Raw genomic sequence first — 18,172 nt, 5'->3', positions numbered from 1 at the left:
ATGAAACTGCTTTCGTCCCTCGCCCTGTCCACCCTGCTGGGCTTTGCCGCAGGCCCGTTGCTGGCTGCCGAAGAGCAGCCGGCGCTGACCGGTTGCGCAGCCAAGCGCCAGGCCATCAGCGAGCAGATCGAACAGGCCCGCGCCCATGGCAATGCCGACCAGCAGGCCGGGCTGGAAAAGGCCCTGGCCGAAGTGACCGAACACTGCACCGACAGCGGCCTGCGCAAGGAGCGCGAGCAGAAGGTGCTCGACGCCCGCCACGAAGTTAACCAGCGCACCAAGGACCTGGACAAAGCCATGAAAAAGGGCGACCCGGAGAAGATCAACAAGCGCAAGGACAAGCTGGCCGAGGCCAAGAAAGAACTGCAGGACGCAGTGGATCAACTCGAGCGCTGAGGCTGTGTGGGAGCGGTGCCATCCAAGCACCGCTCAATCTTAAGCTCAGTGGTTGCGAAACTCCGTATGACACGCCTTGCACGCCGCCTCGACCTTGTCCATCGGCCCCTTGAGCTGCGCCGCATCCAGCGGCTGGGTGCGGGTTGCGCCAACCAGTTCGCCGGTCACGCCCTCCAACTGCCGGGCCAGGTCATGAAAACGCGCCTGGCGCTCCCAGACATCGGCCCGGGCACTGCTGTCGCCCTCGTCGCGTACCTGCGGAAAATGCTGCCAGGGCTGGTGGGACAACCCATCGAGCCTCACCGCGCCATCGGCAAACTGCGCCCCGTCGAACGGCACCCGGCCACGCAGCATGCCGCCCATGTCTTCGCTGGTCTTGAGCATCGCCTTGAAGATCGCCTTGCGCTGGCCCAGCGGCGAGTTGGGGTCGACACCGTCGCAGGCGGTAAGGGCCAGGGCAGCCAGCAGTACTACGATCAATCGCTTGAACATCACGGTCTCTTCGGCCAGCACAATCGGGCGGCCAGTATCACCGCCCGTCGGCCAAAGACCAATAGCCATACAAAAAACAGGGCTGAATCTTCATGTTCGCCCGCTACAGGACTGCACCCATGACATCTGCATTGCGCCACCTCGCCTGGGCCCTGCCCGCCCTGGCCCTGCTGGCCGGCTGCAACGGCGGCGAAAGCGCCAAGCCCGAGCCCCACGCCATCGCCACCTACGCCGACGCCACCTGGCAGGACCTGCCGCCGGTGAGCGATGCCGACCTGCTGGCCGGCTTCCAGGCCTGGCGCAACGGCTGTGAAAAACTCAGCCGCGACCCGGTCTGGGCCGACACCTGCAGCGCAGCTGCCGGCGTGCCGCCAGACCCTGCGCAAGTGCGCGGCTTTTTGCAGCAGAACCTGCAGGTGCACGGCCTGCGCTCGGCCGAAAACAGCCCCAACGGCCTGATCACCGGCTACTACGAACCGGTCTACCCCGGCAGCCTCAAGCGCACCGACGCAGCCCAGGTGCCGGTGTACGGCGTGCCCGAGGACATGATCGTGGTGGACCTGGCCAGCGTGTACCCCGAGCTCAAGGGCAAGCGGCTGCGCGGGCGCCTCGAAGGCCGGGTGCTCAAACCCTACGACACCGCCGAGGTGATCAACCGTGACGGCGCCAAGGCACCGGTACTGGCCTGGCTGACCGACCCGATGGATTTGCAGTTCTTGCAGATCCAGGGCTCGGGCCGGGTGCAACTGGATGGCGGGCGCCAACTGCGCCTGGGCTATGCCGACCAGAACGGCCACCCCTACCGCCCCATCGGCCGCTGGCTGGTGGAGCAGGGCCAGCTGAAAAAAGAAGACGTGACCATGGGCAGCATCCACGCCTGGGCCATGGCCAACCCGCAACGGGTGCCGGAGTTGCTGGCCAGCAACCCCAGCTATGTGTTTTTCAGCGCCCGCCCGGACAGCAACGAAGGCCCGCGCGGCTCGCTCAACGTACCGCTGACGGCCGGTTACAGCGTGGCCATCGACCGCAAGGTGATCCCCCTGGGCAGCCTGCTGTGGCTGGCCACCACCCGCCCGGACGGCAGCCCGGTGGTACGCCCGGTGGGGGCCCAGGACACTGGCGGCGCGATTACCGGCGAGGTACGCGCCGACCTGTTCTGGGGCACCGGCCCCGAGGCCGGCGAGCTGGCCGGCAACATGAAGCAGCAGGGGCAGATCTGGATGCTGTGGCCCAAGGGCAAACCGCTGCCGGAGGTGCCCAAAGTGCCGTGACAGCACGCGTTCCTGTAGAGCGGCACAAGGCCGCTCCTCATAGAACAAACGACAACTCATTGATTTAACACGGTCTCTGTGGGAAGCGGCCTCGTGTCGCGATGGGCTGCGCAGCAGCCCCGGCAATCTTGCATGAGGCCTTGGGGCCGCTTCGCGACCCATCTCGACCGGACGGCGCCCCGGCAAGGCCGCTTCCCACAGGCGCGCGGTGCATCTGCGCGACAGCGCAGCCCGAAAGGGCTGGGTGATCTCCTACGCAGAATGCAGGGCGGCTCGTTCTCAGACCGAAACCACGAAGAACGACACAATCAACGCCAGCCCGGCAAACCACACCACCGAACGCAGCGCCGCCCAGTCCGCCAGGTAGCAGATGATGTAAAGCAAGCGGCTGGTGATATACAGCACCCCGAGCACGTCCTGGGTCACCTGCTCGGCATTGCCCACGATATCCGCCACCAGCACCGCAGCGGCAAACGCCGGAAAGGCCTCGTAGCTGTTCTGCTGCGCGGCATGGGCACGCCTCGGCAAACCCGACAGCGTGTCGAGGAAAGCACGCGGATCGTGATTGTCCTTGAGACCAAAACGGCCGCTGCTGACCTTGGCGATCAACGCGCAAAGCGGCGGCAGGACCAGAGCGATCAGAATGCACCAAAGGGCAACGGTCATTTCACAGGACTCCTTTCAATCGTGAGGTTAGAGCTTCATCACCAGCATGCCGGCCAGTACCAGCCCGCAAGCTAGGAGTCTCGGGCCGCCAAAAGGTTCTTTGAGGTAGCGCATGCCCAGCAGCACCACCAGGATAACGCTCAGCTCGCGCAGGGCGGCCGCCTCGGCCACCGAGCCCAGGTGCATGGCCCACAGCACCAGGGCGTAGCTGAACAGTACGCAAAAGCCCACCGCCAGGCCCAGCTTCCACTGGGTGCGCCAGAACAGCACGAACGGCGCGCGCCGGGCAATGCTGGCCAGCAACGGGAACGGCCAGGCACTGAGCAGGGTCAGCCACACCAGGTAATCCCACGGCTTGCCCCACAGGCGCACAGCCTGGCCGTCAAACCAGGTGTAGCAGCCGATGCACAGGCCGATCAGCGCCACCACCGGCAGCATCGACCACGGCAGGCGGTCGCCGCCACCGCCCTGCCACAGCAGGCAGGCCATGCCGCAGGGGATCAGCAGGATGCCGATGATCTGCTGGCTGCTCAGCGTTTCGCCGGCAAAAGCCAAGGTCAGGCCCAGCACCACCAGCGGCGACAGGCCGCGCATCAGCGGGTAGACCAGGCCCAGGTCACCAACCCGGTAGGCCTGAATCAGCAAAAAGCGGTACAACTGCTCGGCAAACGCCGAGGCCAGCAGCCAGGGCCAGATTTCGGCCGGTGGAAACTCGGTGAAGGCCACCGCCGCCACGGCGAACACCAGTGCCACCACGTCCATGCTGGCGATCACCAGCAGGCGCTCGGCGCTGAACTTGATCAGGGTGTTCCAGGTAGCGTGCAGCAGGGCTGCGACCAGTACGAGGGAGGTTGCCAGCACGCCTTGGGGTCCTTGGAGCAGGGGTTCGAGGTGGTCACTATCCTGTACCGGCCTCATCGCCGGCAAGCCGGCTCCTACAGGTTTTACACAGCCGCCACCCCTGTTGGAGCAGGCTTGCCGGCTTTGGCGTGCGTGAACCAATTACAGAAATCCGGTCATAAGGTGTGTCCCGAACCGCCCGCCAGGTCATCAAAGAACTGCCCGAGCAATTCGGGTAACGACTTGGAAGCCACTGCACAGGATTCGGGATGCTTGAATTAGTTGCCGCGTTTATTTGCCTCACCACCCTTCTCACCTACGTCAACTACCGCTTCATCGGCTTGCCGCCGGCCATCGGCGTGATGGTCACGGCGCTGTTGTTCTCGCTGATTCTGCAGGGGTTGAGCCTGATCGGCTTCCCTGGGCTTGAAGAGCGCGTCGAAGGGCTGATGAACCAGATCGACTTCAACGACCTGCTAATGCACTGGATGCTGTCGTTCCTGCTGTTCGCCGGCGCCCTGCACGTCAACCTGACGGACCTTCGCAGCTACCGCTGGCCGATCGGCCTGCTGGCCACCATTGGCGTACTGATCGCCACCGTGGTGATCGGCTACCTGGCGCACTGGGTGTTCGCGATGTTCGGCTGGAACGTGCCGATGATCTACTGCCTGCTGTTCGGTGCGCTGATTTCGCCCACCGACCCGATCGCCGTGCTGGGTGCGCTGCGTACCGCCAACGCGCCCAAGCCACTGAAGACCACCATCGTCGGCGAGTCGCTGTTCAACGACGGCACCGCGGTGGTGGTGTTCACCGTGCTGCTGGGCATCATCCAGCTGGGCGAGACGCCCAGTGCCTACGACACCGCGGTGCTGTTTGCCCGCGAGGCCATTGGCGGCGTGGTGTTCGGCGGCCTGATCGGCTACGCCACCTACCGCATGATCAAGAGCGTCGAGCAATACCAAGTGGAGGTAATGCTGACCCTGGCGCTGGTGATCGGCGGCTCGGCCATGTGCTACGAGTTGCATGTGTCGGCGCCGATCGCCATGGTGGTGGCCGGCCTGATTATCGGCAACCTGGGGCGTAACCTTGCGATGAACGACATGACCCGTCGCTACATGGACGGTTTCTGGGAGCTGATCGACGACATGCTCAACGCCCTGCTGTTCGCCCTGATCGGCCTGGAGCTGTTGCTGCTGCCGTTCAACTGGATGCACCTGGCGGCCGGTAGCGTGCTGGCAGTGGCGGTGCTGCTGTCGCGGCTGCTGACCGTGGCCCCGGCAATCGTGCTGCTGCGCCGCTGGCGAGCGGTACCCCAGGGTACGGTGCGTGTGCTGACCTGGGGTGGCCTGCGTGGCGGTGTGTCGGTGGCCCTGGCGCTGTCGCTGCCGATGGGCGAGGAACGTGACCTGCTGCTGTCGATCACCTACATCGTGGTGCTGTCGTCGATCCTGGTGCAGGGCCTGACCATCGGCAAGGTGGTGCGCCGGGTCAGCCAGCAGGCCTGAAATCGGCATGTACCCCTTCGCGGGCAAGCCCGCTCCCACAGCCGTAACACAGACCTCTGTGGGAGCGGGCTTGCCCGCGAAGGGGCCAGCAGCCCTTACTCCACCGCAGAATCCGGGAACTGGTCCTGCACGTACTTGATCTCGGTACGCCCGTGGGCCGCCGGCAAGCCATCTTCACCCAGGTTGACGAACACCATCTTGTCGACGGTGAGGATGCTCTTGCGGGTGATCTTGTTGCGCACTTCGCACTTGAGGGTGATGGAGGTGCGGCCGAACTCGGTGGCGGTGATGCCCAGCTCGATGATGTCGCCCTGGCGCGAGGCGCTGACGAAGTTGATCTCCGACATGTACTTGGTCACCACGCGCTGGTTGCCCAGCTGGACGATGGCATAGATCGCCGCTTCTTCGTCGATCCAGCGCAGCAGGCTGCCGCCGAACAGCGTACCGTTGGGGTTGAGGTCTTCGGGTTTTACCCACTTGCGGGTGTGAAAGTTCATCTGTACTCCTGACCTGCGTGTTAGACGTGCGCTAATGATGGCAGACCGGCGGGTCACTGTTCCATTGAGCATCGACTATCGTCTCGATTAATCGACAGAAAGCCTTTGGCCTGTCACACAGCCGCGGCTATAATCCCTGCCGTTTCCAAGGGTGGCCCACAGCGGCAACCCTCCCGCCACCCGGCCGAGGGGCGCTGCAGCAGGTTCGTCCTGTCAGGCTCGGTCGGGGCGTTGTCCGCCACGCGGACGCTCAACGCACAACGGCGCCCATTCGCACACTACGAATGGAGGCTCTTCATGAGCGCTGTAAACACGCCTGCCGGTTTTACCGATTTCAAAGTCGCTGACATCTCCCTGGCCGCCTGGGGTCGTCGCGAAACCATCATCGCCGAATCGGAAATGCCAGCACTGATGGGCCTGCGTCGCAAGTACCTGACCGAGCAGCCGCTCAAGGGTGCGAAGATCCTGGGCTGCATCCACATGACCATCCAGACTGCCGTGCTGATCGAAACCCTGGTTGCCCTGGGTGCCGAAGTGCGCTGGTCGTCCTGCAACATCTTCTCGACTCAAGACCAGGCCGCAGCCTCCATCGCCGCTGCCGGCATCCCGGTGTTTGCCTGGAAAGGCGAAACCGAAGAAGAGTACGAGTGGTGCCTGGAGCAGACCATCCTCAAGGATGGCCAGCCATGGGACGCCAACATGATCCTCGACGACGGCGGTGACCTGACCGAGCTGCTGCACAAGAAGTACCCGCAGGTACTGGACCGCGTGCACGGCGTGACCGAAGAAACCACCACCGGCGTGCACCGCCTGCTGGACATGCTGGCCAAAGGCGAGCTGAAGGTCCCGGCGATCAACGTCAACGACTCGGTCACCAAGAGCAAGAACGACAACAAGTACGGCTGCCGTCACAGCCTGAACGACGCCATCAAGCGTGGTACCGACCACCTGCTGTCGGGCAAGCAGGCCCTGGTGATCGGCTACGGTGACGTGGGCAAGGGCTCGGCCCAGTCGCTGCGTCAGGAAGGCATGATCGTCAAGGTCACCGAAGTCGACCCGATCTGCGCCATGCAGGCCTGCATGGACGGCTTCGAGCTGGTCTCGCCGTTCATCGACGGCCTCAACGACGGCACCGAGGCGAGCATCGACAAGGCCCTGCTGGGCAAGATCGACCTGATCGTCACCACCACCGGTAACGTCAACGTCTGCGACGCCAACATGCTCAAGGCCCTGAAAAAGCGCGCCGTGGTGTGCAACATCGGCCACTTCGACAACGAAATCGACACCGCTTTCATGCGCAAGAACTGGGCATGGGAAGAGGTCAAGCCGCAGGTACACAAGATCCACCGTACCGGCGCTGGCGAGTTCGACCCGCAGAACGACGACTACCTGATCCTGCTGGCCGAAGGCCGCCTGGTGAACCTGGGCAACGCCACTGGCCACCCAAGCCGCATCATGGACGGCTCGTTCGCCAACCAGGTGCTGGCGCAGATCTTCCTGTTCGAGCAGAAGTACGCTGACCTGTCGGCTGAAAAGAAAGCCGAGCGTCTGACCGTTGAAGTACTGCCGAAGAAGCTCGACGAAGAAGTGGCCCTGGAAATGGTCCGCGGCTTCGGTGGCGTGGTCACCAAGCTGACCAAGCAGCAGGCCGACTACATCGGCGTGACCGTCGAAGGCCCGTTCAAGCCGCACGCCTACCGCTACTAAGCGGCAAGCTTTGAGCTGCAAGCTGCAAGAACCAGCAGTCCACGTGATTGCTACTTGCAGCTCAAGCACCACGATCTTGAACGATGCCAAGCCAGATCGGCCTTCACCGATCTGGCTTTTACTTGCAGCTTGTAGCTCGCCGCTTGCTGCTTGAGGAACGAGTGATGTCACAAGAACGCCGCTACAGTTTCGAGTTCTTCCCCACCAAGACCGACGCCGGCCACGAAAAACTGATGGGCGTCGCCCGCCAGCTGGCCAGCTACAACCCGGACTTCTTCTCCTGCACCTACGGTGCCGGCGGCTCGACCCGCGACCGCACGCTGAACACCGTGCTGCAGCTGGAAAACGAAGTGAAGGTGCCAGCCGCCCCGCACCTGTCCTGCGTCGGCGACAGCAAGGCCGACTTGCGCGCCCTGCTGGCCGAGTACAAGGCCGCCGGTATCAAACGCATCGTCGCCCTGCGCGGCGACCTGCCGTCGGGCATGGGCATGGCCAGCGGCGAGCTGCGCTACGCCAGCGACCTGGTCGAGTTCATCCGCGAAGAAACCGCCGAGCACTTCCACCTGGAAGTCGCCGCCTACCCCGAGATGCACCCCCAGGCGCGCAACTTCGAAGCGGACCTGGCCAACTTCGCGCACAAGGTCAAGGCCGGTGCCGACAGCGCCATCACCCAGTACTTCTTCAACGCCGACAGCTACTTCTACTTCGTCGAGCGCGCGCAGAAGCTGGGCGTGGACATCCCGGTGGTGCCGGGCATCATGCCGATCACCAACTACAGCAAGCTGGCGCGCTTCTCCGACGCCTGCGGCGCCGAGATTCCGCGCTGGATCCGCAAGCAGCTGGAAGCCTATGCCGACGATACCGCCAGCATTCAGGCCTTCGGTGAAGAGGTGATAACCCGCATGTGCGAACAACTGCTGCAAGGCGGCGCACCGGGCCTGCACTTCTACACCCTGAACCAGGCGGAGCCGAGCCTGGCGATCTGGAACAACCTGAAGCTGCCGCGCTAAACGCTGCGCACCTTCGAGGGCCTTGGTTCAGCGACCCAGGCCCTTTTTTTTGTCTGCTGTCCAACATCGCAACGCATGGCACCGGCTGTGCCGGTGTTCACAACTCAAGCCCGTCTTCACTGGCTGGCGCCCAGCCAAGCGGGTAATCTCACCCCATGCCCCTGACCCGCCTGCTCCTGATCCTGTTGCTGACCTGCCTGAGCCCGTTGGCCCAGGCCGAACGCCTGCGCCTGGTCAGTGACGAATGGGCGCCCTACCTGTACCTGGAAAACGGCCAGCCCAAGGGCGTCGATTACGAAGTGGCCAGCGCGGTGTTCAACCGCCTGGGCGTCGAGGTGCAGTGGGACTTCATGCCGTGGAAGCGCTGCCTGGCGATGGTTCAGCAGGGTTTGGCCGACGGCGTGCTGGATATATTCAAGATCGAGGCCCGCGAAGGTTTTCTGGTCTACCCGGACGAGCCCATGTCCGAGGTGGAGTTCGTCTTGTACCAGGCCAGCGCCCGCCGTCACCGGGTCGAACGCCTGGAGGACCTGGCCGGCCTGACTATCGGCACCTCGCCTGGCTACACCTATGGCGAGGCGTTCAATGAGTCGGCGCTGTTTCGCCGCGAGCCTGCCCCCAGCCATGAAGCCAATTTCGGCAAGCTCGCCCTGGGGCGCATCGACCTGCTGCTGACCGACCGCCGGGTGGGCCGCTTCTTGCGCCGGCAACTGGGGCTGGGGCAGAGCATCGAGGAGCTGCCACTGGTGGTCAGCCGCCAGCAGCAGTACCTGGGGCTGGCCCGCAAACCTGGGCGCGAAGCCTTGGCCCGCGCGTTTTCCGAGGAGTTGCAGCGCTTTCGCCAGGAGCCGGCCTATGCTGCCATCCAGGCCCGCTACGAGGGCGCGGATGATTTTCCTTTCGCCGTTGAGCAGCAGGAACGCAGCACACGCTGATTGCTCTGTTATACTCGGGCCTTCCCGCCCGGCTCACGCCCGGACGCTCGGCCTCGCCACAGCCTTCCAGACCCGCGGCAGCACACGCTCAGTGCCCGCCCGCCGCCTTCCGGATGCGCCGTGACCGCCCAGCTGGACCGGACGCGATCGCATCCCTCCGATGCCCGTCGCGCCAGGCAGAACACCCCCATAGGGCCCAGCCCTCACGAGAACAGGATCGCCCATGTCCTTTGCTTCCCTCGGTCTCTCCGAGGCTCTAGTCCGCGCTATCGAGGCTGCGGGCTATACCCAGCCCACTCCGGTGCAACAGCGGGCTATTCCCGCCGTGTTGCAAGGCCGCGACCTGATGGTTGCCGCCCAGACAGGTACTGGCAAGACCGGCGGTTTCGCACTGCCGATTCTCGAGCGCCTGTTCCCCGGCGGCCACCCTGACAAATCGCAGCGCCACGGCCCGCGCCAACCCCGCGTGCTGGTGCTCACCCCCACCCGCGAGCTGGCCGCCCAGGTACACGACAGCTTCAAGGTGTACGCCCGCGACCTGAACTTCATCAGCGCCTGCATTTTCGGCGGCGTTGGCATGAACCCGCAGGTGCAGGCCATGGCCAAGGGTGTCGACGTGCTGGTCGCCTGCCCGGGCCGCCTGCTCGACCTAGCCGGCCAAGGCAGCGTCGACCTGTCCAAGGTCGAAATCCTGGTGCTGGACGAAGCCGACCGCATGCTCGACATGGGCTTCATCCATGACGTGAAGAAAGTCCTGGCCCGCCTGCCGGCCAAGCGCCAGAACCTGCTGTTCTCGGCCACTTTCTCCAAGGACATCACCGACCTCGCCGACAAGCTGCTGCACAACCCCGAGCGCATCGAGGTCACGCCGCCGAACACCACCGTCGAGCGTATCGAGCAGCGCGTGTTCCGCCTGCCGGCCAGCCACAAGCGCGCACTGCTGGCGCACCTGATCACCATGGGTGCCTGGGAACAGGTGCTGGTGTTCACCCGCACCAAGCACGGCGCCAACCGCCTGGCCGAGTACCTCGAAAAACACGGCCTGACCGCTGCCGCGATCCACGGCAACAAGAGCCAGAACGCCCGCACCAAGGCGCTGGCCGACTTCAAGGCCAACAGTGTGCGCGTGCTGGTGGCCACCGACATCGCCGCCCGCGGCCTGGACATCGACCAGTTGCCCCACGTGGTCAACTTCGAGCTGCCCAACGTCGAGGAAGACTACGTACACCGCATCGGCCGTACCGGCCGTGCCGGCCGCTCGGGCGAGGCCATCTCGCTGGTGGCTCCAGACGAAGAAAAACTGCTCAAGAGCATCGAGCGGGTCACCAAGCAGCGCATCCCTGATGGCGACCTGATGGGCTTTGACGCATCGCAAGTCGAGGCAGAAAAGCCAGAAGTGCGCGAGCGCCCGCAGAACAACGGCCGTGGCGGTCGCAACCAGCAGGCCCGCGGCGAAGGCAGCAAAGACGGCAGCGGCGGTCGCAAGGACAAGGGCAAGGACAAAGGCAAAAGCAAGCCTGCGGCCGAAAAGCCTGCCGACAAGGAGAAGTCCGGCGACAACAAGCAGCAGCAAGGCCAGCAGCGCAAGCCGCGTGACAAGAAGCCGCGCCAGCAGCAGGCCGCACAGGGCCAGAGTGCCATTCCAAAGCCTGCAGCCAACCGTGACCCGGAAGAGTTCCTCGACGACGACGTGGATAACTTCGGTAACCGCGCCGACTACGTCAGCCCCTACCAGAACGCCAAGAACGGCCGTAATCGCCGCCCGGGCGGTAATGGTGGCAATGGCGGCCAGAGCCAGGGGCAAGGCCAACGCAACGGTGGTGGCCAGGGTCAAGGCCAGGGCCGTAGCAACGGCGGCCAGCAGCGTCAGGGTTCCGGCGAGAAACGCGCCCGCAATGGCGGTGGCAGCAACGGTGGCGGCGCGCGCCGCGACAACAACGCTGGCCGCAACCGCCGTGACGACACTGCCCGCCAGGAGCCTGCCGTGCGCAACCCGCGCGACTCGCAACCTGCACCGGTGATCATCCGCAAGGAATCCAAGCTCGACCGTTACCCGACGCCCGAGCAACTGGACGACCTGCCAAGCCGCCCACGCGGTGAACGCCCGGCCTTGCTGACCCGCAAGGGCTAAGCAGCGCCCCTGCAGGAGCCGGCAAGCCGGCTCCTACAGGTACGAAAAAGCCGCCCATCGGGCGGCTTTTTCGTTTCTGACGTGAGTTACTTCTGCTTCACACCTTCGACGCTGATGTCCAGGTCGAGAGTCTGCGAAGTCGGGCCTGGGCCCTTGATGCCGAAGTCATTCAGGTTCAGCGTGGTCTTGGCGTTGAAGCCTGCGCGCTCGCCACCCCATGGGTCCTTGCCTTCGCCGTTGAACACAGCCTTGAAGGTGACCGGCTTGGTCACGCCGTGCAGGGTCAGGTCGCCGGTCACGTCAGCAGTCTTCTCGCCAGTCGACTTGACGGCGGTGGAGACGAACTTGGCGTCCGGGTACTTCTTCACGTCGAGGAAGTCGGCGCTGGCGATGTGCTTGTCACGCTCGGCATGGTTGGACCACAGGCTGGCGGTTTTCAGGTCGACGCTGATCTTGCTGGCTTCAGGCTTGGCGCTGTCCCAGCTGAAGTTGCCGTCGAAATCCTTGAAAGTGCCGTGAATGAAGCTGTAACCCAGGTGGCTGATCTTCCAGTCGACGAACGCGTGCTGGCCTTCCTTGTCGATCTTGTACTCGGCGGCCATGGCCTGACCGGCGGTGAACAGAGCGGTACCGAGCGCCAGGGCGGCAAAAGTCTTTTTCAACATCCTTACTTCCTTCCTTTGCAATTGAGGTTGAGAGTCAAGCTTTGCGGCCCAGCATGCGGGTGAGGGTCGCGTCACGGTCGATGAAATGGTGCTTGAGAGCGGCCAGGCCGTGCAACACGGCAAAGATCACCAGGCCCCAGGCCAGCCACAAGTGGATCACCCCGGCGGTGTCAGCCTGGTCAGGCAGGTCGCTGACAAGCGCCGGCACCTCGAACAGGCCGAATACCGGAATGCCCACGCCGTCGGCGGTGGAAATCAGGTAGCCCGCGGCCATGACCGCGAACAAACCTGCATACAGTGCCAGGTGCCCAAGCTTGGCAGCCACCCGGGTAAGCGGGCCGTGGTTGGCCGGTGCCGGTGGCGGCGGGCTGACGAAACGCCAGAGTACCCGCAGCACCATCACCGCCAGCAACACCAGGCCGATGCTCTTGTGCAGGTCGGGGCCGGACTTGCGCCATGGGCTGTAGTAATCCAGGCCAACCATCCACAGGCCCAGGCCGAACAACCCGAAAACCGCCAGCGCCACGCCCCAGTGCAGGACGATGCTGACAACGCCATAGCGTGAAGATGAATTGCGCAGTTGCATGTTGGCGTATTTCCCCGTGAAAGCTGTGCACAGACTAACGCGTAATGTATCGAAGAAAAGCGGAAAAAATTGCTTCGGATCATCGAGAAATCCGATGTTTAGTGTGTGCGCATCCTATTAAGGAAACATTAACGATAGACGTATTGAGAAAGTATGTCAGGGCTTGAAAAGCATCGCCGGCAAGCCGGCTCCTACAGGGTCTCGTAGGAGCGACAGGGCCGTGTCAGTTGGCCTTGGCCTGGCTGTTGGCCGCTGGTTTCTTCGCAGGCTCACCCTTGGCGGCGGCCTTCTTCGCCGGCGCGGCCTTGGCGGCAGGTTTGTGCGCAGGCTTTGCAGCCGGCTTGTGTGCGGCCGGCTTGGCCGGGGCAGCCTTGGCAGGTGCTGGCTTGGCTGGCTCTTCCTGGGCCACGGCAGCTGGTGCAGCCGGGGCCGGGGCTGGAGCTGCGGCCGGCGCTACCGGCTCAACCTTGGCTTCTGGTGCAGCCTTGACCTCCTTGTCACCGCCCCCGAACAGGCGCGAGAAGAAGCCGGGTTTGTCCTGCTTCGGCGCTTCGGCCTTGGCCGGCGCCTTGTCGGACGAGCCGCCGAACAGGTTGGAGAAGAACCCGCCCTTGTCCTTGGCGGCTGCGGCACCTGCCGCGCCCGCTGCAGCGGCGCCAGCCACGGCAGCGGCCTTGGCCGGGTCGAACGACTTGCCGGCGGCCAGATCCTGCACTTGGCTGGCGGCGCGCTGGCCACTGCGCAGGGCGCCTTCCAGGGTGCCCGGGTACAGCGCGTCGGTGTGCTCGCCGGCAAAGGCGATACGCTGCACCGGGCGCTCCCAAAGGCGCCAGAACTTGCTGATCTGGCCTGGGCCGTAGGCCAGGTAGGCACCGCCGGTACCGGCGTCGGTGCTGTAGCGGCGCACCTCGTAGCCGGTGAAGGCGCCACGGGCCTGCGGGTAGAAGGCGTGCAGGCGGATCAGCACCTGGTCGACCATCTGTTTGTCACCAAACGCCTGCAACAGGCGGGCGTTGTCGCCGGACAGGTTGATCACCACGTTGGCGCCACCCTTGAGGGCCGGCTCGATCCACAGCATGCCCAGGCCGGTGTTGCTGAAGATCTCGCCCGACATGCGCGCGCGGCTCTCCCACACCGGGTTCTTGAACTTCAGCATCAGCTGGTCGCGCCAGCCGTAGTTGGTGCCCTTGAGCGCCGCCAGGTGCTGGTTGTCCAGGCCTGGGGTGATCTGGATCCTGGCCAGCGCCCGCAGCGGCACGGCCATTACCAGGTAGTCCGCCTGGTAGCCGACGGCACCGACCTTGACCGTTACGCCGTCCTTGTCCTGCACGATGGCAGTCACCGGTGAGTTGGTCCTGATGGTCTTGAGCTGCTTGACGAACGCCTGGGCCAGCACCGGGCTGCCGCCCGGCAGGCGCGCGGCGCGCAGGTCCCGGTCGCTGACATTGCGGTACACCCGGCTCTGCTGGGCGAAGTACAACAGCGACAGACGCGACGGCTCGTCGTAACGGCTGCGGATCTGCTGGTTCACCAGCTGGCGGGCGGTGGCCGGCAGTTGCAGTTTGTCCAGCCAGGTGGACACGTTCATCTGGTCAAGGGCGAACAGGGTGCTGTTGGCCGCAGGGTTGAGCGGGTCTTCGATGGAGCGGGCCAGGTCGTCGAGGGTCTTCTCGTAGCGCTTGAGCGCCTCGGCGGTGGCCGGCTGCTTGGTGGTCAGGTCGGCGGCGCTGAAGTATTCGCCGTCGATCAGGTAGCCCGGGGTGCGCACGAACTCAGGCGCCGGCAGGGTGCCGAGCTTGAAGCGCTCCAGATACTGGTTCAGCACAGGCTGGGTCTTGCCGTTGCCGATCCACTCGCTGGTGGCCAGGCCCGAACGCCCGCCGATACCCGGTTTGGCCTCCAGCAGGGTCACCTGCCAGCCCTTGCCCTGCAGCTCATAGGCCGCGGTCAGGCCCGCCAGGCCGCCACCGACGACGATCGCCGTCGGCGTCTTGTCCACGGCCTGCGCCGCAGCGCTGGACACACCAATCAATACCAACGCGCACAGGCGCACCCAAGCAGCAGCCATATCGGCAAACTCCGGTTCAAAAAGGCAGATGAAAAGGGGGGAGGAACGCCCCGGAAAAAGTGCGCTAAGAATACGTCAGCCCCACCTGGCCCGCCAGCTCAGCGACAACAAGTGCCCTTGGCAACTGGCATTTTTTTCAGTAGCCGGATGTACGGCCACAGGCCATGCGCGCGCCTGCCCCCAGAGCGCCCGCAAAGAGGCCTTGCCATGACCTGTCAGGAATGCTTCAACACATCACCCCGCAGTTTCTGGCCGCCAGCTCGGCGTACTGACAGCAGCGGTTGTCCTGCCCCCCGGCATTGCTTAGGCTTACGCGGTCAAACCAAGCCGTAGCGCCAGGAGAAGTGCCCATGGGCCTCAACGATCAGTGGATGCAACGCGACCTCAAGGTCCTGTGGCACCCCTGCACCCAGATGAAAGACCACGAGCAGCTGCCGCTGATCCCGATCCGCCGCGGCGAAGGCGTGTGGCTCGAGGACTTCGAAGGCAAGCGTTATCTCGACGCGGTCAGCTCCTGGTGGGTCAACGTGTTCGGCCATGCCAACCCGCGCATCAACCAGCGCATCAAGGACCAGGTCGACCAGCTGGAGCACGTGATCCTCGCAGGCTTCAGCCACCAGCCGGTGATCGAGCTGTCCGAGCGCCTGGTGGCCATGACCCCGGCGGGCCTTGACCGGGTGTTCTACGCCGACAACGGCTCGTCGTGCATCGAAGTGGCGCTGAAGATGAGCTTCCACTACTGGCACAACACCGGCAAACCACAGAAAAAGCGCTTCGTCACCCTGACCAACAGCTACCACGGCGAGACCATCGCCGCGATGTCGGTAGGCGACGTGCCGCTGTTCACCGAAACCTACAAAGCCCTGCTGCTGGACACCATCAAGGTGCCCAGCCCCGACTGCTACCACCGCCCCGAAGGCATGGGTTGGGAAGAGCACTCGCGCAACATGTTCGCCGCCATGGAGCAGACCCTGGCCGAGCACCACCAGACGATCTCGGCAGTGATCATCGAGCCGCTGATCCAGGGTGCCGGCGGCATGCGCATGTACCACCCGGTGTACCTCAAGCTGCTGCGCGAGGCCTGCGACCGCTACGACGTGCATCTGATCCACGACGAGATCGCCGTGGGCTTCGGCCGCACCGGCACGATGTTCGCCTGCGAACAGGCCGGCATCCGCCCGGACTTCCTGTGTTTGTCCAAGGCGCTGACCGGTGGCTACCTGCCGCTGGCCGCCTGCCTGACCACCGACAAGGTGTACCAGGCGTTCTACGACGACTACCCGACCCTGCGCGCCTTCCTCCACTCGCACAGCTACACCGGCAACCCGCTGGCCTGCGCCGCAGCCCTGGCGACCCTGGATATCTTCGAGCAGGACAACGTGATCGAAGCCAACAAGGCCCTGGCCACGCGCATGGCCAGCGCCACCGCGCACCTGGCCGACCACGCCCATGTTGCCGAAATCCGCCAGACCGGCATGGCCCTGGCCATCGAGATGGTCAAGGACAAAACCAGCAAAACTGCCTACCCGTGGCAGGAGCGCCGTGGCCTGAAGGTGTTCGAGCACGCCCTGACCCGCGGCGCCCTGCTGCGCCCGCTGGGCAGCGTGGTGTACTTCCTGCCGCCGTACGTGATCACCCCCGAGCAGATCGACTTCCTCGCCGAAGTGGCCAGCGAAGGCATCGACATCGCCACCCGCGAAAGCGTCAGCGTGGCGGTGCCGGCCAACTTCCACCCCGACTTCCGCGACCCGGGCTAAGCCCGCAAATTCGCCAGTCCCCTGTAGGAGCGGCCTTGTGCCGCGAAAGGGTCGCGAAGCGGCCCCAGGCCTTCAGCTAGCTGGGGCCGCGTTGCGGCCCTTTCGCGGCACAAAGGCCGCTCCTACAGGGTCGATGTCTACCCACATTCCGAGCAAAACCATGAGACTGTCCCGCTTCTTCATCGACGCCCCCCTTTCTGTCGGCGAGCACGAGCTCCCCGAAGCCCAGGCCCACTACATCGGCCGCGTGCTGCGCATGGCCGCAGGCGATGCCGTGCAGCTGTTCGACGGCAGCGGCCAGGAATACCTCGGCCAGTTGCTCGAGGTGGGCAAGAAAAGCGTGCGCGTGCAGCTCGACCAGGCCCTGCCCGGCCAGGCCGATTCGCCCTTGCACGTGCACCTGGGCCAGGGCCTGTCGCGCGGCGAGCGCATGGACTGGGCCATTCAAAAGGCCACCGAACTGGGCGCCAACCAAATCACCCCGATCGTCAGCGAACGCTGCGAGGTGCGCCTGAAAGACGAGCGCGCCGACAAGCGCCTGGCCCATTGGCGCCAGGTGGCGATCAGCGCCTGTGAGCAGTGCGGCCGCTCCACCCTGCCGGTCATCCACCCGCCGGTCACCCTGGCCGAATGGCTCAAAAGCACCGAGGCCGACCTGAAGCTTGTGCTGCACCCGGTGGCCGAGCCGCTGACCAGCCACGAAAAGCCCGCGCGCCTGGCCTTCCTGATCGGCCCCGAAGGCGGCCTGAGCGACGCCGAAGTGGAGCAGGCCAAAGCTGCCGGCTACCACGCCGCACGCCTGGGCCCACGGGTGCTGCGCACCGAGACCGCGCCGGTGGTGGCGTTGTCGGTGGCGCAGCAGTTGTGGGGCGACTTTTAACGCACGTAGAAGTACACCGCGACGAAGTGCATCAGGCTGCCGACGATCACGAACAGGTGCCAGATGCCGTGGGCGTGGCGCAAGCGGCTGTCGAGCGCGAAGAAGATGATGCCGATGGTGTAGAACGCACCACCGGCCGCCAGCCAGGCAAACCCTGCGCCGCCCAGGCTGTGCAGCAGCGGCTTGACCGCCACCAGCACGATCCAGCCCATCACCGCGTAGATGATGATCGACAGAATGCGCGCCTCCGAGCGCGGCTTGATCTCCTGCAGCATGCCGATCAGCGCCAGCCCCCAGACCACCCCGAACAGGCTCCAGCCCCAGGGCCCGCGCAGGCTGACCAGGCAGAACGGCGTGTAGCTGCCGGCAATCAGCAGGTAGATCGACAGGTGGTCAAGCTTGCGCATGACCCGTTTCGCCCGGCCGCGGGTGCTGTGGTAAAGGGTCGAGATGCTGTAGAGCAACAGCAGGGTGAAGCCGTAGATGGAGAAGCTGACGATCTTCCAGGGGTCACCCTGCAAGCCCGCCACGACGATCAGCCAGACCGCGCCGATACAGGCCAGTACCGCGCCCACCAGGTGGGTCCAGGCGTTGAAGCGTTCACCGTAGTACATGCAAACACAGACCTCCCGACAGTAATCAGGTTCCCCCGCCCCGGTAGGAACAGCTGTCTTGCTCAATGGCCAAGAGCTGGCGCGGCCCTGTGGGAGCGGGCTTGCCCGCGAACACCGGCGTAGCCGGTGCCAGCCACCGCGCCGACTGCTTC

General features: G+C 64.8%; 17 protein-coding genes and 1 riboswitch. Of the genes, 9 read left to right on the top strand and 8 right to left on the bottom strand.

Annotation, left to right across the window (positions count from 1 at the left end; translation table 11 throughout):
- A complete protein-coding gene (locus KSS93_RS04260; protein WP_217840645.1) occupies window positions 1–396 on the top strand; it encodes a DUF1090 domain-containing protein in 396 nt (131 codons plus the stop codon).
- A gap of 45 nt (window positions 397–441) precedes the next feature.
- Here KSS93_RS04260 and KSS93_RS04255 read toward each other — a convergent pair whose 3' ends face one another.
- The gene (locus KSS93_RS04255) at window positions 442–888 is read right to left on the bottom strand and encodes a c-type cytochrome (RefSeq protein ID WP_217887283.1); all 447 of its coding nucleotides are present in this window, start codon (window positions 886–888) and stop codon (window positions 442–444) included.
- 119 nt (window positions 889–1,007) lie between these two features.
- On the opposite strand from KSS93_RS04255, the gene mltA reads away from it, so the two are divergent.
- Window positions 1,008–2,159, top strand: a complete 1,152-nt coding sequence (gene mltA / locus KSS93_RS04250) for a murein transglycosylase A (protein WP_217887282.1) — start codon at window positions 1,008–1,010, stop codon at window positions 2,157–2,159.
- 279 nt (window positions 2,160–2,438) lie between these two features.
- Here mltA and KSS93_RS04245 read toward each other — a convergent pair whose 3' ends face one another.
- Complete coding sequence (locus tag KSS93_RS04245) at window positions 2,439–2,825, bottom strand: MAPEG family protein (protein ID WP_217887281.1); 387 nt, start codon at window positions 2,823–2,825, stop codon at window positions 2,439–2,441.
- 27 nt (window positions 2,826–2,852) lie between these two features.
- Complete coding sequence (locus tag KSS93_RS04240) at window positions 2,853–3,686, bottom strand: EamA family transporter (protein ID WP_217887280.1); 834 nt, start codon at window positions 3,684–3,686, stop codon at window positions 2,853–2,855.
- A gap of 248 nt (window positions 3,687–3,934) precedes the next feature.
- Here KSS93_RS04240 and KSS93_RS04235 point away from each other — a divergent pair, with 248 nt between their 5' ends.
- Window positions 3,935–5,170 carry a cation:proton antiporter gene (locus KSS93_RS04235; RefSeq protein ID WP_217887279.1) on the top strand — a complete coding sequence of 412 codons (1,236 nt, stop codon included), beginning with the start codon at window positions 3,935–3,937 and terminating at the stop codon, window positions 5,168–5,170.
- A 95-nt stretch (window positions 5,171–5,265) separates the two neighbouring features.
- Here the strand turns inward: KSS93_RS04235 and KSS93_RS04230 are convergent, their stop codons facing one another.
- Entirely contained in the window at window positions 5,266–5,667 is a 402-nt protein-coding gene (locus KSS93_RS04230; RefSeq protein WP_012274534.1) for an acyl-CoA thioesterase, read from the bottom strand.
- Between the two features lie 180 nt (window positions 5,668–5,847).
- Window positions 5,848–5,943: riboswitch (S-adenosyl-L-homocysteine riboswitch) on the top strand.
- A 21-nt stretch (window positions 5,944–5,964) separates the two neighbouring features.
- Between KSS93_RS04230 and ahcY the strand changes: the two genes are divergently transcribed.
- The 4 genes from ahcY to rhlE2 all read left to right on the top strand — a co-directional run bounded on the left by ahcY (window position 5,965) and on the right by rhlE2 (window position 11,450).
- Window positions 5,965–7,374 (top strand): adenosylhomocysteinase, encoded by a 1,410-nt coding sequence (ahcY, locus tag KSS93_RS04225; RefSeq protein ID WP_217887278.1) that lies wholly within the window; start codon window positions 5,965–5,967, stop codon window positions 7,372–7,374.
- 164 nt (window positions 7,375–7,538) lie between these two features.
- Window positions 7,539–8,384: a methylenetetrahydrofolate reductase [NAD(P)H] gene (gene metF / locus KSS93_RS04220; protein WP_217887277.1), complete on the top strand. Its 846-nt coding sequence runs from the start codon at window positions 7,539–7,541 to the stop codon at window positions 8,382–8,384.
- A 155-nt stretch (window positions 8,385–8,539) separates the two neighbouring features.
- Window positions 8,540–9,319: a substrate-binding periplasmic protein gene (locus KSS93_RS04215; RefSeq protein ID WP_217887276.1), complete on the top strand. Its 780-nt coding sequence runs from the start codon at window positions 8,540–8,542 to the stop codon at window positions 9,317–9,319.
- Window positions 9,320–9,542: 223 nt separating this feature from the next.
- Entirely contained in the window at window positions 9,543–11,450 is a 1,908-nt protein-coding gene (rhlE2, locus tag KSS93_RS04210) for an RNA helicase RhlE2 (RefSeq protein ID WP_217887275.1), read from the top strand.
- Window positions 11,451–11,536: 86 nt separating this feature from the next.
- Here the strand turns inward: rhlE2 and KSS93_RS04205 are convergent, their stop codons facing one another.
- The 3 genes from KSS93_RS04205 to KSS93_RS04195 form a co-directional block, all read right to left on the bottom strand.
- Window positions 11,537–12,115: a YceI family protein gene (locus KSS93_RS04205; RefSeq protein ID WP_217840655.1), complete on the bottom strand. Its 579-nt coding sequence runs from the start codon at window positions 12,113–12,115 to the stop codon at window positions 11,537–11,539.
- 34 nt (window positions 12,116–12,149) lie between these two features.
- Window positions 12,150–12,701: a cytochrome b gene (locus tag KSS93_RS04200; protein WP_217887274.1), complete on the bottom strand. Its 552-nt coding sequence runs from the start codon at window positions 12,699–12,701 to the stop codon at window positions 12,150–12,152.
- A gap of 223 nt (window positions 12,702–12,924) precedes the next feature.
- Window positions 12,925–14,769 carry a flavin monoamine oxidase family protein gene (locus tag KSS93_RS04195; protein ID WP_217887273.1) on the bottom strand — a complete coding sequence of 615 codons (1,845 nt, stop codon included), beginning with the start codon at window positions 14,767–14,769 and terminating at the stop codon, window positions 12,925–12,927.
- A 350-nt stretch (window positions 14,770–15,119) separates the two neighbouring features.
- Between KSS93_RS04195 and KSS93_RS04190 the strand changes: the two genes are divergently transcribed.
- Together KSS93_RS04190 and KSS93_RS04185 are read left to right on the top strand one after the other, a co-directional pair.
- Complete coding sequence (locus KSS93_RS04190) at window positions 15,120–16,526, top strand: adenosylmethionine--8-amino-7-oxononanoate transaminase (RefSeq protein WP_217887272.1); 1,407 nt, start codon at window positions 15,120–15,122, stop codon at window positions 16,524–16,526.
- A gap of 160 nt (window positions 16,527–16,686) precedes the next feature.
- Window positions 16,687–17,406: a 16S rRNA (uracil(1498)-N(3))-methyltransferase gene (locus KSS93_RS04185; RefSeq protein WP_217840660.1), complete on the top strand. Its 720-nt coding sequence runs from the start codon at window positions 16,687–16,689 to the stop codon at window positions 17,404–17,406.
- Here KSS93_RS04185 and trhA read toward each other — a convergent pair.
- Window positions 17,403–18,020: a PAQR family membrane homeostasis protein TrhA gene (gene trhA, locus KSS93_RS04180; RefSeq protein WP_217840661.1), complete on the bottom strand. Its 618-nt coding sequence runs from the start codon at window positions 18,018–18,020 to the stop codon at window positions 17,403–17,405. The two genes, KSS93_RS04185 and trhA, sit on opposite strands and share 4 nt — an antisense overlap.
- Window positions 18,021–18,172 lie beyond the last annotated feature (152 nt).

Source organism: Pseudomonas xanthosomatis (assembly GCF_019139835.1).
GTDB classification, from domain to species: Bacteria; Pseudomonadota; Gammaproteobacteria; order Pseudomonadales; family Pseudomonadaceae; genus Aquipseudomonas; species Aquipseudomonas fakonensis.
The sequence above is the reverse complement of the archived record's forward strand: the minus strand, read 5'-3'. Positions and strand labels throughout refer to the sequence as shown.

What these genes read in the sequence shown, in the direction of transcription:
- KSS93_RS04190 (WP_217887272.1), top strand. Translation starts at nt 15,120, where the DNA reads ATGGGCCTCAACGATCAGTGGATGCAACGCGACCTCAAGGTCCTGTGG.
- mltA (WP_217887282.1), top strand. Translation starts at nt 1,008, where the DNA reads ATGACATCTGCATTGCGCCACCTCGCCTGGGCCCTGCCCGCCCTGGCC.
- KSS93_RS04185 (WP_217840660.1), top strand. Translation starts at nt 16,687, where the DNA reads ATGAGACTGTCCCGCTTCTTCATCGACGCCCCCCTTTCTGTCGGCGAG.
- KSS93_RS04205 (WP_217840655.1), bottom strand. Translation starts at nt 12,115, where the DNA reads ATGTTGAAAAAGACTTTTGCCGCCCTGGCGCTCGGTACCGCTCTGTTC.
- metF (WP_217887277.1), top strand. Translation starts at nt 7,539, where the DNA reads ATGTCACAAGAACGCCGCTACAGTTTCGAGTTCTTCCCCACCAAGACC.
- KSS93_RS04200 (WP_217887274.1), bottom strand. Translation starts at nt 12,701, where the DNA reads ATGCAACTGCGCAATTCATCTTCACGCTATGGCGTTGTCAGCATCGTC.
- KSS93_RS04230 (WP_012274534.1), bottom strand. Translation starts at nt 5,667, where the DNA reads ATGAACTTTCACACCCGCAAGTGGGTAAAACCCGAAGACCTCAACCCC.
- trhA (WP_217840661.1), bottom strand. Translation starts at nt 18,020, where the DNA reads ATGTACTACGGTGAACGCTTCAACGCCTGGACCCACCTGGTGGGCGCG.
- KSS93_RS04235 (WP_217887279.1), top strand. Translation starts at nt 3,935, where the DNA reads ATGCTTGAATTAGTTGCCGCGTTTATTTGCCTCACCACCCTTCTCACC.
- KSS93_RS04195 (WP_217887273.1), bottom strand. Translation starts at nt 14,769, where the DNA reads ATGGCTGCTGCTTGGGTGCGCCTGTGCGCGTTGGTATTGATTGGTGTG.
- KSS93_RS04260 (WP_217840645.1), top strand. Translation starts at nt 1, where the DNA reads ATGAAACTGCTTTCGTCCCTCGCCCTGTCCACCCTGCTGGGCTTTGCC.
- ahcY (WP_217887278.1), top strand. Translation starts at nt 5,965, where the DNA reads ATGAGCGCTGTAAACACGCCTGCCGGTTTTACCGATTTCAAAGTCGCT.
- KSS93_RS04245 (WP_217887281.1), bottom strand. Translation starts at nt 2,825, where the DNA reads ATGACCGTTGCCCTTTGGTGCATTCTGATCGCTCTGGTCCTGCCGCCG.
- KSS93_RS04215 (WP_217887276.1), top strand. Translation starts at nt 8,540, where the DNA reads ATGCCCCTGACCCGCCTGCTCCTGATCCTGTTGCTGACCTGCCTGAGC.
- KSS93_RS04255 (WP_217887283.1), bottom strand. Translation starts at nt 888, where the DNA reads ATGTTCAAGCGATTGATCGTAGTACTGCTGGCTGCCCTGGCCCTTACC.
- rhlE2 (WP_217887275.1), top strand. Translation starts at nt 9,543, where the DNA reads ATGTCCTTTGCTTCCCTCGGTCTCTCCGAGGCTCTAGTCCGCGCTATC.